Annotated in this window: 8 protein-coding genes; 3 read left to right on the top strand and 5 right to left on the bottom strand. The window is 40.0% G+C overall.

Features of this window, described 5'->3' with window-relative positions; genetic code table 11:
- The 4 genes from Hs30E_RS05300 to Hs30E_RS05285 all read right to left on the bottom strand — a co-directional run.
- Window positions 1–4,757 (bottom strand): pectate lyase-like adhesive domain-containing protein (locus Hs30E_RS05300; protein ID WP_172208570.1); only part of this gene is annotated, 4,757 nt, incomplete at its 3' end.
- A 171-nt stretch (window positions 4,758–4,928) separates the two neighbouring features.
- Entirely contained in the window at window positions 4,929–5,378 is a 450-nt protein-coding gene (locus Hs30E_RS05295; protein ID WP_172208569.1) for a hypothetical protein, read from the bottom strand.
- Window positions 5,379–5,591: 213 nt separating this feature from the next.
- On the bottom strand, window positions 5,592–5,774 hold the full coding sequence (locus Hs30E_RS05290) for a hypothetical protein (protein ID WP_172208568.1): 183 nt from the start codon (window positions 5,772–5,774) through the stop codon (window positions 5,592–5,594).
- A complete protein-coding gene (locus Hs30E_RS05285) occupies window positions 5,755–6,390 on the bottom strand; it encodes a HipA domain-containing protein (protein WP_172208566.1) in 636 nt (211 codons plus the stop codon). The genes Hs30E_RS05290 and Hs30E_RS05285 overlap by 20 nt, the downstream gene beginning before the upstream one ends.
- A 176-nt stretch (window positions 6,391–6,566) precedes the next feature.
- On the opposite strand from Hs30E_RS05285, the gene Hs30E_RS05280 reads away from it, so the two are divergent.
- From Hs30E_RS05280 to Hs30E_RS05270, 3 genes are all read left to right on the top strand, one after another.
- Window positions 6,567–7,655 (top strand): M24 family metallopeptidase, encoded by a 1,089-nt coding sequence (locus tag Hs30E_RS05280; protein WP_172208564.1) that lies wholly within the window; start codon window positions 6,567–6,569, stop codon window positions 7,653–7,655.
- A gap of 270 nt (window positions 7,656–7,925) precedes the next feature.
- On the top strand, window positions 7,926–10,067 hold the full coding sequence (locus Hs30E_RS05275; RefSeq protein ID WP_172208562.1) for an ABC transporter substrate-binding protein/permease: 2,142 nt from the start codon (window positions 7,926–7,928) through the stop codon (window positions 10,065–10,067).
- A complete protein-coding gene (locus Hs30E_RS05270) occupies window positions 10,067–10,807 on the top strand; it encodes an amino acid ABC transporter ATP-binding protein (RefSeq protein WP_172208560.1) in 741 nt (246 codons plus the stop codon). Before Hs30E_RS05275 ends, Hs30E_RS05270 begins: the two co-directional genes overlap by 1 nt.
- Before the next feature lie 168 nt (window positions 10,808–10,975).
- Here the strand turns inward: Hs30E_RS05270 and Hs30E_RS05265 are convergent, their stop codons facing one another.
- On the bottom strand, window positions 10,976–11,680 hold the full coding sequence (locus Hs30E_RS05265; protein WP_172208558.1) for a glucosamine-6-phosphate deaminase: 705 nt from the start codon (window positions 11,678–11,680) through the stop codon (window positions 10,976–10,978).
- Window positions 11,681–11,718 lie beyond the last annotated feature (38 nt).

Raw genomic sequence — 11,718 nt, 5'->3', positions numbered from 1 at the left:
TCTTCTTGTGAGTCACTATCCTCTTCGGAATCGCTATCTTCTTCCGAGTCGCTGTCTTCTTCGGAATCACTATCTTCTTCAGAATCGCTATCCTCTTCAGAATCACTGTCCTCAGTCGAATCGGAATCTTCGGTTGAATCACTATCTTCTTCTGATTCATGTAAATATCGGTATTCTGAATTTGAATCAGCTTCGGAATCGGAATCTTTTTCTGAATCAGAATCCTCGGCAGAGTCAGAGTCTTCTTGAGAATCGCTATCTTCCGTGGAATCGGAATCTTCAACTGAATCGCTGTCTTCTTGTGAGTCGCTATCTTCGGTCGAATCACTATCCTCAACTGAATCGCTATCTTCGACAGAATCGCTATCTTCGACAGAATCACTGTCTTCTTCCGAGTCGCTATCTTCGTAAGAATCGCTGTCTTCTTGAGAATCACTGTCTTCTTGTGAGTCACTATCCTCTTCGGAATCGCTATCTTCTTCCGAGTCGCTGTCTTCTTCGGAATCACTATCTTCTTCAGAATCGCTATCCTCTTCAGAATCACTGTCCTCAGTCGAATCGGAATCTTCGGTTGAATCACTATCTTCTTCTGATTCATGTAAATATCGGTATTCTGAATTTGAATCAGCTTCTGAATCCGAATCTTTTTCCGAATCGGAATCTTCGGCTGAGTCAGAGTCTTCCTGCGAATCGCTATCTTCCGTGGAATCACTATCCTCGGCGGAATCCGAATCCTCTTGCGAGTCACTATCTTCTGCAGAATCACTATCCTCAGCGGAATCCGAATCTTCTTGAGAGTCACTGTCCTCAGTCGAGTCGGAATCTTCCTGCGAGTCACTATCCTCAACTGAATCGCTATCTTCTTCCGAGTCGCTATCCTCTTCAGAATCACTGTCCTCAGTCGAATCGGAATCCTCGGTTGAATCACTATCCTCCTCTGATTCATGTAAATAGCGGTATTCAGAATTTGAATCAGCTTCAGAATCAGAATCTTTTTCCGAATCGGAATCTTCGTCTGAATCAGAGTCTTCTTGTGAGTCGCTATCTTCTGTCGAATCACTATCCTCAACTGAATCTGAATCCTCTTGCGAGTCACTATCTTCTGCAGAATCAGAATCTTCTGTCGAATCACTATCTTCAGCGGAATCACTATCTTCCTCAGAATCGCTATCTTCCTCGGAATCACTATCCTCGGTCGAATCTGAATCTTCTGTCGAATCACTCACTTCATCAGAATGATGGGCTAACTTATAATTGGAATCTGAGTCAGCTTCAGAGTCTGAATCTTCCGCTGAATCACTGTCTTCCTCAGAGTCGCTATCCTCTTCTGAATCGCTGTCTTCTTCTGAGTCACTATCCTCTTCCGAATCGCTATCTTCCTCGGAATCGCTATCCTCTTCTGAATCTGAATCTTCATCTGAATCTGAGTCCTCATCTGAATCTGAAAGATCGTCAGATTCATGTAACGAATCTAAATCACGCGTATACTCAACTTTACCATTACCATCTACAACCTTATCTCCACCCTCGGAAGGTTTAGGTTTCTCTGACAAATCAACTGCCATTGTTTCAGAAGGTCCAGAAATCCAGCCTTGTTCGCCAGTTCTCGGCACGGTATCCAATGTCACAACACCTGTGTAACGATCAACCACTGCCAAATCATCAGCAGTCGTACTCGTATCATCAATCTTCTCATAGATTGTTCTATCTGGATGCTGATCAACATTACCGTTTACAGCAAATTTTGCCAAATAGTCATCAAGCGCCGCTTGATTGTTTAAAACATTTGTCGGAATCGCAAGCTCTTCTCCAGTTACTTTATCTTTATACCATGTACGTGTAACTTTTACAGGAATCGTCTCAGAATCAGACTTGCTACTTACCATGCCTATGTAGTTATGCTCAACATTGAACTCAACGATATAAGTATCAACTACTACCTCAGTATCATGAACCAACTGAATCGTATAATCCTGTGAACTTGTTTCATCAGCGTCAAACACTGCATTAGCATTAAAGTTATTAGACTTCACAACATAGCCCTGAGCCTCGAAAGTCGCAATTTTGCTAGCAATGTCATACTCAGCCGAACCGCTAATGCTAGTCCCCGCTTGACCATCTACTGACTTAGTCTCTAAAGTAGCACCACCGTTCGAGGCATCAATAAACGTAAATGTCGCCGTTTGCATGTTAGCATCAAGGACAATATCAAGCGTTTGTACTTGCTTATCAGCCGTTTCAGCACCAGTCGTATGATTCAGATTATCTGTTGCATCATACTTGAAAATTTTCGCTGCTTCTCCAGCACTCACTTTATAACCAGCTGGGATAGTAACATTTCCCATAGTAAGCAACTCAGCATACGTTTTCTCTAAACCAGAAGTACCAGAAATTGGATAAGTCGTCGTGCCAATCTGCTTACCGTTCTTATCAACCAATCTAACCGTCAAATCTTGTTTAACTGGTGTCACATAGAAAGTTGTCTTAGGTGTATTTTGCGCCAAAACTTGCGTTGTCTTAGGCTGCGCATGATTGGTATCTAATTTATAACCTGCTGGGATATTAGTCGCTGTATAATAAGGAGCTTCCCAGTTGATAACATTACCAACGTTAGCTGTTACAAGACCAAGAGTCGATTCCTGCTCAGAAGTTGCGACTTCTGAAACATCTACAACATCTCCTGTAACAGAATTAACGTATTGATACTCAACATCATCAACGTCATTACCGTAAACATAGACATTATAAACGTACTCAACGCCCTCCATTGGCACAATCATCCGCTCAAGCTGACCTTTGGCATTCCCATTATCAACAAGGGTCGTTTGGTCGCCCTTAGACTGTTTGTCTGTCGCTGCGATTGGATTAACTTGATCGCCTAACGCCCACTTGTAGTTGGCTGGCATATTATCATGGACAAATCTTGAAACATCCGCTGGAATTTCTTGACCGATGTAATATTTATTGTGTCCACCAGCATCCAGTTCATTAACATCAAGCATAACGCTATTCACGATATGATCCGCATCAGTTGTACTTGTTGCACTTTGATCAATGTAGTTAATTTTAACTGTTCCATTCGGAATCGCATTGGTTTGAAGCTCACGAACATCTGTCATATTCACTGAAGTAGTCGTACCACCACCAATTGGATTAATTGTCGCACTATTACCCGAAACAGTCATTGTGGCAAATTTAACATCATTGTTATCTGGAGTATCGCCCGCTAACTGATTTTTAGCTCCTTTCCACAAATCAATAGAGGAGTTATCCATGATAAACTTACCACCACCTGTGAAAAGATCAGCAGAAGGATTGATATTAGCATCACCTGTACTAGATAGATTTACAATATGTAGTGCTTTAGGTGAGATAAACTTAAGCGTTACATTAGTACGCTCTAAATTAAATACTGGACTACCAGGTAACCATTGTTGGACATCTAAGATTGTACCAGCATTAAATAGGATACTTGTATTAGTCCCTAGGTCAGCTGAAGTATTCCTTTTCATTCCTGTTGCAGTCATTTTGAGATTTTTACCAAAAACATAATCCCTAGTTGGTTCATTTTCAAACAAATATCTAAAGTTGTGTTGTTCCCAAGTAACATCATCACCAACTCTTAAGTTGTTTAACTGAAAAAGCATGTCATAATCATTTTGAACTGCTTGTAAACTCGCATCACAGACAATCTTCGCTCCATCGCCAATGTGTACTAATGAATAATTAAAACTGTTGAACCAAATCATCGAGTCATGAGCACCGTTAGGTGGTCGACGTAACGTTACGTCACTACCATCAGTAAAATCAACAAACTCCGCCCATCCCATTTCTTGAGTAGCCGTAGTATAAACTTTCCCTGATAAGACAGTTTTACAGTTTACACCACGAGTACGGAACAAACGAACAACTTGCGAACCAGTCTCTATACTTTCATTACTTGGTACAGCTGAAAGTTCTCCTGTATTATTACCGATATAACTAACGTTATTAATGTTGACTTTCCAATAACTTGACTCTTGATCCTGTTGAATTAACGCTCGGTCGCTATTATTACTACGTCCAACTATGTTAATATCAGTAAGCGTAAAGTTAGTTGATGTCCGAACATCATCAATATTCAAAACAACACTACCAAGATCAATTGTATGCATATTACCATCAATAATAAGCTCACCGATACGATCACTCAAATCATCTTCATGATTATAAACAGCTCCCGATGTTGGTGTGAAAACAAAATCTGCCGTAACTTTAATGTAACGAACACTTTGATTTACATAAGCAGCTTTAAATTCGGCATAAGTCGCAACTTCTGCATAAGCACCCGCAACGGCTCTTGCGTTCGCTTCATAAGTTGAAAGGTTGGCGATTTGATCTGGCAATGGCACATGCACAGACGTCGTTGATTCAGCTGGCGCATTGTCATTTTCTATCACACCAGCCTCAAAATCACTACGATCAACATCAAGCAAGCTTGCCACTTTCAAACTTTCTTTGGCTGTGATAGCTCGTTCAACGTGCAAACTAGGTACATCCGCATCTTCTTCACCATCAGCTTTTTGAGTCGCAACAATCGCCTTATCATTTTCATCCGCAGATGAAATCAGGGCATTACCCGCAATAGCACCGCCTGCAATAGCAGCTAAAGTTGAGGCAGCGTAAAGCCATTTTTTACCACTCTTCCAAGACCGATAATGTGTCCTTTTAACCTCTTGAACATGTAAAGAACGCTTGTCATGTTTGAATTTAGTCATTTTTTCTTCCCTCTTTAAAAAATAAAAATAAGTAATAGTACTCATAACTAGTTTACACTTTAAAAAAGGCAAAAAAAAAAAAAGTTACGATTACGGAACTCTCTAAGCTATTTCGCTTTTTAATAAGTCGATAAAAAAGCTCTGACATCATATCAGAACTTTTTAAATACTTTATTTATCGTGCGTGTTTTCTTTGCGGAGCAAAATCACTGCTACTGCACAAACAGAGATAGCCGCAACAACACCAATGACAATCGGTATGGGATTCGGTTTTTTCTTCACAGATTGTTCAGTTGGATCCCATGTACTTGGTAAAGAAGAGGATTCCTCTATCGACGATGATGGCAAGTCTTCAATGTTAGTAGCTGGCGCGTCATCTTCAACCGTTGGCGCTTGATTCGGGATAATTGGATAATCAGCCGCCGATTTTTCTGGTTCAGATGATGTTGACGATTCTGGCGCCGTTGTTTCAACATCATCCTCAGCAAAGACAATGCTACTATCAACGACAGCACCAACACCCGCAGTCATCCCTAACACCGAACCAACATAAACCCACTTACGCAAACTCATCCAAAGTGTCGCTAGAACACCATTATTTTTTTCTTTTACTTGATTCATTTAGTCACGCCTCATTTCTTTTTCAATAATATCCATAATAATATCCATTTTCTATATTTTAACATATTTTGACAAGATTACCACATAATATATCACTTTTTGTTGAAATGTATGGAAAATTATTATGTAGATAGGCATATCAGACTAAGTAATAATAGCAATTTCCAAACAAAAGTTCCAGATTACTTTTGTTTACGATTGATACAAAAACTCTTAAATTTTGGACACTTCCCTCAAAATATCACTGACACGAAGTTCTATCAGTTTCAAATAAAACTCCTTTTGTTTCTCAGGAAAAATGGCGATTCCGTCCGCAAAATTCGGATCTGTATAAAAACTGACAAGTGTACCATAAACATCTTCTTTAAGAAAGCTATCATTTTGAGCGATTTTCAAATTGTGCTAGACTTCTTTTACTGAAAAATGCGTTCCCATTATCATAAACAGGAGAAAGTCCTAAAATTTTCTCATCTGTCGCAAGTAAGCCCCAGTTTGTGTTATTTCTATCATTGTTGCCAATGACAAAATCTACTACAAACATATCCCAAAATCTTTCTCGCACCTCATCTCTAAAGCCAGAAAAATCATCTGAAATTTCAATCGTTTCAAGAATTTCGTTCAAATTTGTACCAGAACCAGATGTTCCCTCACTACCATCGCTGAAAAATTGCGCATTTTTGATTTCTTTAAATTCAATTAACTGTTCGGTGCTTTTTCTAAAGTCTTTACAGGCGACAACTAACTTATTCCAAAAAGAACTCTCGGACTTCCTATACCCCAAAACTGTCTCATGAACTGGTATTTCAAGCAATTCATAAATTTTTGACCCTAGATATTCGCTCAATGGACGCGTTGTATAAGAAATTTTTGGCTTCGTATAGTCCATAGTGCTTTTGGGATATTTAATCAGCCAATTTTCTTCTTGCCATTTGACACCATATTTGTTGCCGGCATTACCTAAATACCTACGCGTATTCTTCTTAGCAGCGCTTAAATCAACTAATTTTTGCATCAATCATTCCTTTTGCCTAGTTTTCTTTCGACAACTTCGATTTTCAATGTCAGGTCGTCATATCGTCTTGTATTCCTGCTCTCAATTATAGTATAAAAGTGCCAGTTCTGACACTTCAACTTTGTTTGATATAGAATAGAGTGGTAATTTCCCCCAAAAAGTGAGAAAATAGAGCTATGACTAAACTACAACAAATTTCAAAGTATTTGGAAACCAATCAACTTGATCTGACGTTCATTACCAATCCAACAAGCGTTGCTTATCTGACTGGTTTTCAGATGAATCCGCATGAGCGTATTTTAGGACTCCTGATTTTTACTGACCGTGAGCCGTTGCTTTTCACACCTGAGTTAGAAGTTGAAAAGGCTAAATCTTGTGTCTCTTTCGATGTTTTTGGTTATGCTGACAATGAGAATCCTTGGCTGAAAATCAGCTCACTGCTCAAAGGTCGCACAATTAGCAAAATGGCAGTCGAGTTTGATCATCTGATTCTCAGCAAATCTGACGGTCTTAAATCCGTCTTTGACGGTCTCATGTTCGCAAATCTGACACCATTTATCAACAAAATGCGTCTAATCAAGTCATCAGATGAAATCGAGAAAATGCGCATTGCGGGCGACTATGCCGATAAATGCTTTGAAATCGGCTTTTCGTTTGCAAGCTCTAGCGACTTTGTGACAGAAATGGACATCGTTGCGAAAATCGAGTTTGAGATGAAACGCATGGGCGTTTCTGAGATGAGTTTTGAGACCATGGTGCTGACTGGTGCACGCGCTGCTAATCCGCACGGTGTGTCTGAACCTGTGGCAATTCAGCGAAATAAGTTGCTCCTTTTCGACCTCGGTGTCATGAGCAACGGCTATGCTTCGGATGCAACGCGCACGATTGCGATTGGTGCGCCAAGCGATTTTGACCGCAAGATTTACGAGATTACGCGCGAAGCACAACAAGCAGCTTTCGATTTTGTCAAGCCTGGTGTGACGGCGTTTGAGGTGGATAAGGTGGCGCGCGATGTTATTAACAAGGCAGGCTACGGCGAGTATTTCACACACCGCACAGGACATGGTATCGGTATGAATGTGCATGAGTTTCCGTCAATTGGCGGTGCTGAGGATGTAACGATTGAAAAAGGCATGTGTTTTTCGATTGAACCTGGTATTTATATCCCTGAGCGAGTCGGCGTTCGTGTTGAGGACTGTCTTTATGTAACTGAAAATGGTGCTGAAAGTTTCACGAAAACTTCTAAAGACTTATTGATAGTTTAAAAAAGCGTTTTTTTGAACAACACAAGCTAATCTGTTCAAAAAAATATTGCCATGCATCGTATTGTTTAGGTTTTTGTAAATATGAAAAATTTCAAGAAAATGACAAACTTTAAGACAGCATTGTCTTTAGCGTTTGTCATTTTTGTATGTCATAAAAACTAACACCTTTTTCTTCACTGACTTTATTTTAAGGTAAAAATATGATAAAATGTTAGTCAGCAAGTTAAAAAATCTAACATTGGCTAGTATAAAATTTGAAAGGTAACAGACATGAAAAAGAAATTTTTTATCTTATTGACATTTTTTTGGAGCTTATTTTCAGCTATTTCTGTTAATGCTGATGATAAAACAATTAAAATTGTCAGCGACTCAACTTATGCCCCATTTGAGTTTCAAGATTCAGCAACAAAAGATTATATCGGAATTGATGTTGACCTCATGCAGACAATCGCCGATATGAATGGCTGGAAAATTGACCAAACATTCCCAGGCTTCCAAGCTGCACTTGATAAACTAGGTGCTGGCCAAGCAGATGGTATGATTGCTGGCATGTCAATCAATGATGAGCGCAAAAAAGTTTTTGATTTCTCTGATCCTTACTATCAATCGGCTATCGTTATCGCAACTAAAGGCAATACCAAAGTGTCTAGCTACGATGAACTTAAAGGCAAAACAGTTGGTGTTAAAAATGGAACTGGCTCGCAAAAATTTCTGAGCGAACACGAAAAAGAGTATGGCTACAAAATCAAGACTTTTGATGAAGGGGCGCAGATGTTTGATAGCTTGAAAATCGGGGATGTCATTGCCGTTATGGACGATGCACCTGTGCTTGAATACGCTATCAATCAAGGGCAAGATTTGGCGATTAATATGACTTCTGAACCTGTCGGCAATTATGGTTTTGCGGTCAAAAAAGGCACGCACCCTGAGTTAATTGCAGGCTTTAACAAAGCACTCAAAACGCTCAAAGAAAATGGTGGTTATGAGACAATTATTGCCAAATATACGGCTAGTAATGAGAAAACAGAAGCAATTAAACCAGTCAAATCTGACTATAAAATTGCTTCTGATTCGCTATTTGCACCGTTTGAGTTCCAAAATTCTAACAAAAAATATGTTGGCATTGATGTTGATTTGCTGAACGCTATTACCAAAACTCAAAAATTCAATGTGACGATGAACTTCGTTGGTTTCCAGACTGCTGTTGACCAAACGCAAGCTGGGCAAGCCGACGGCATGATTGCGGGAATGTCAATTACTGATGAACGTCGAAAAGTTTTCGACTTCTCCGACCCGTATTTCACAGCAAATGCAACAATTGCCGTCAAAGATACCACCAAAGATATAACATCTTACAAAGATTTGAAAGGTAAGACGATTGGTGTCAAAAACGGCACGGCATCACAAGAATTTATTGAAAAAAATAAGGAAAAATATGGTTATAAAATCAAAGTTTTCGATGCAGCCGATACCATGTACGAAAGTCTCAATACTGGCTCTATCCATGCCTTTATGGACGATGAACCTGTTGTCAAATACGCCATTTTACAAGGTAAAAAATTCGCCACACCGATTGAACCTGAAAAAATTGGCGAGTACGGTTTCGCTGTCAAAAAAGGAGAGAATCCTGAGTTAATCGCTATGTTCAATGTTGGTCTTGCCAAACTCAAAACAAACGGCGACTACGATAAAATCGTTGCCAAATATATGGGAGACACTGATTCTGACAACAATAAAGTTGACGAGTCAACAATGCTTGGCATTATCAAAAATAACTGGGAGCAACTCGCCAAAGGGCTTGGTTACACACTTTCCTTGACCATGATTTCCTTTATTCTAGCCTTGATTATCGGGATTATTTTTGGTCTCTTTAGCGTTTCTCCAAGCAAGTTCTTGCGTGGTTTTACTAAAGTTTATGTCGATCTCGTGCGTGGCGTACCGCTTATGGTGCTTGCCATCTTCATCTTCTACGGCATTCCCAACCTCCTTGAGTCGCTCACAGGTCATACCAGTCCGCTCAACGACTTTGCGGCGGGGGTTATCGCCCTCACGCTCAATGCTTCGGCTTATATCGCCGAAATCGTGCGCGGCGGGGTCAATTCTGTTCCGATTGGGCAAATGGAGGCTTCACGCTCACTTGGCGTGTCATATGTCAAAACGATGCAACGTGTTATCCTACCACAAGCAGTTAAGATTACCATTCCTAGCTTGGTCAATCAGTTTATCATTTCACTCAAAGACACGACAATTATCTCGGCAATTGGTTTGATTGAGCTCTTACAAACTGGGAAAATCATCGTTGCTCGTAACTTCCAGTCATTTAAAGTATACGGCTTGATTGCGATTATCTATCTTATCGTCATTCTTGCACTGACAATCTTTGCGCGCAGACTTGAAAGGAATATGAAATAATGGCAAAATTAAAAATAGATGTCAATGATTTGCACAAATCTTATGGCAAAAATGAAGTTTTAAAAGGCATTACCACAAAATTTTACGAGGGAGATGTGGCTTGCATCATTGGACCGTCTGGTTCTGGCAAGTCAACATTCTTGCGAACATTGAACGGACTTGAGGTCATCACATCAGGAACAGTTATCGTTGACGGTTTCGACTTATCCAACAAAAAAACTGACCTCAACCAAGTTCGCCAAGAAGTCGGCATGGTTTTCCAGCAATTCAACCTTTTTCCAAACATGACGGTGTTAGATAATGTTACCTACGCACCTTTGGAACTGAAGAAAATGACGAAAACCGAAGCACATGATAAAGCGCTTGACCTACTGAAAAAAGTCGGACTTGAGGATAAGGCTGATGCCATGCCAGAAATGTTGTCAGGTGGGCAAAAGCAACGTGTCGCCATCGCACGGGCATTGGCAATGGATCCCAATCTCATGCTTTTTGATGAGCCAACTTCGGCGCTTGACCCAGAAATGGTTGGCGATGTGCTAAAAGTCATGCAAGATTTGGCAAAAGAAGGCATGACGATGCTAATTGTCACGCATGAAATGGGCTTTGCACGCAAGGTTGCCAATCGTGTCATATTTACTGATGGTGGCGAGATTTTAGAAGATAGCACGCCTGATCAGTTGTTTGACAAGCCACAACATCCACGCTTGAAAGACTTTTTGAATAAGGTTTTGAATGTTTAGATGAAAAATAGAAGAACCGCATAAAATTCGTTTTTGAAAACGTTGATTTTATGCGGTTTGTCTATTTTATAATTAGCTAAATTCTGCTAATTTTCGACTTTTGTCCCAGCCTCTATTTTTTAATAAAAAAACGTCCTTATGAAATTCTCATCAGAACGTTTAATATGCCTATTTCAAATACTTCCCAGCCGCCTCATCCACAATCACAATCACATCATCATGTTGTTGCAGAACTGACGCTGGCAGACTTTCAGTGACCTCGCCGTTGACCATACCATTGATTGCCTCCGCCTTGCCCTCGCCCCAAGCCATGAGAACGAGCGTTTTAGATTTGAGAATGCTTGCAATTCCCATAGAAATCGCTTGTTTTGGCACATGTGCCTCACTTGCAAAATAGCGGGCGTTAGCGCTAATCGTGCTTTCTGTCAAATCAACAACATGCGTCGTCACGTCAAACGATGTGCCAGGCTCATTGAATCCGATATGACCATTATGCCCAATACCGAGAATTTGAAAATCAATCGGATGTTCATCAATAATCGCATCATAAGCCTTAACTTCCGCCTCAAGGTCAGCTGCCTTACCATTTGGCAAAAAGTTTGCCTTAAATGGCTTTTCATTGAACAAATGTTGGTTCATAAAATAACGATAAGACTGTTCATCTGAGCCGTCAAGTCCAACATATTCATCAAGATTAATGGACGTTTTATCTGTAAAATCAAGGTCGCTATTGATGATTTGATTGTAAAATTCAACTGGTGTCGAACCAGTCGCCAAACCAAACGTTTTCGCACCCGCAGCAATTTTTTCTGACAAAATATTAAATGCGATTTTGCCACCTTCGAGTTGATTTTTTACTTTAATGACTTTCATGAAAATCTCCTTCACTTAATTTCTTCCATTGGTATAGA

Origin of the sequence: Pseudolactococcus hodotermopsidis, from assembly GCF_011170085.1 — a bacterium.
In the GTDB taxonomy this organism is placed as follows: domain Bacteria; phylum Bacillota; class Bacilli; order Lactobacillales; family Streptococcaceae; genus Pseudolactococcus; species Pseudolactococcus hodotermopsidis.
This window is presented reverse-complemented; position numbering and strand designations above follow the sequence as displayed.